Here is a 749-nt window from a genome sequence, read left to right on the forward strand (position 1 = left end):
CACCGAAAAACGGAGCAACGCTCTCATGGGCAGTGGCTTTGGAAGCGAGATGATTTGCTCAGATTTGAGCCAAGTCTGAGCCTAAGCAATACTTAGGGTGAAATGAGCAAATTGGACTTGCTACTCCCTTCCTACAAGAAGCTTTGGCAGGGGCGGAGCTCAATTCTAAAACTGATAGAAATACTGCTTTCTTAAGCATAATTGACTTGCTATACCAGCGGTTCAGAGTGATGAATGTACTACGGAATAAAGGCATTAACCGTAGGAAGGGGTGAAAGCGTGAGAGCAAAGATTACCACAACCATAGAGGAAGCCTTATTAAATCAAGCCAAGGTACTTGCTAAACAAGAGGGTTTGTCTGGTGCCAATGCCATTATTGAAAGGGCGCTGGAGTTGTATTTTACCAGTATTCAAAGTGAAGTATGGGAAAAATCGTTGTCCAGCGGCTGGATAAAGAAGCTGGTTCTCAAAGGGGATTCAATTCTGTACGAAAACATCAAGTGCAGAAAAACCTTGGAGAACTGCAGGCCGGAAGATTACACACAGGAAAGACTAAAAGCAAAAGGCTGGAAGAAGGTTTAGCGGCCGGGGAAAAGGCCTCTGTATTGCTCCCTGAAACGTAAAAGCGTAGGTTGCAGCCGTAAGCTTTGTTGAAACAGAAGGGGCAAGTAAAGAGGAATTTGAAAGGCTGCTGCAGTTATTAGTACAGAAATTATATCAGTCAGAAATGTTAAGAAATTTGTATCCTA

The 749-nt window shown here is 43.4% G+C and carries 1 protein-coding gene; it reads left to right on the plus strand.

The genetic code is table 11. The features are described 5' to 3' along the window. Window positions 1–234: 234 nt before the first annotated feature. Window positions 235–582 (plus strand): hypothetical protein, encoded by a 348-nt coding sequence (locus tag JCM21531_RS17380; protein WP_243467904.1) that lies wholly within the window; start codon window positions 235–237, stop codon window positions 580–582. Window positions 583–749 lie beyond the last annotated feature (167 nt).

Origin of the sequence: Acetivibrio straminisolvens JCM 21531, assembly GCF_000521465.1 — a bacterium.
Classification (GTDB): Bacteria; Bacillota; Clostridia; order Acetivibrionales; family Acetivibrionaceae; genus Hungateiclostridium; species Hungateiclostridium straminisolvens.

Excerpts from the sequence above, each read along its gene's own strand:
- JCM21531_RS17380 (WP_243467904.1), top strand. The coding sequence starts at position 235 with ATGTACTACGGAATAAAGGCATTAACCGTAGGAAGGGGTGAAAGCGTG.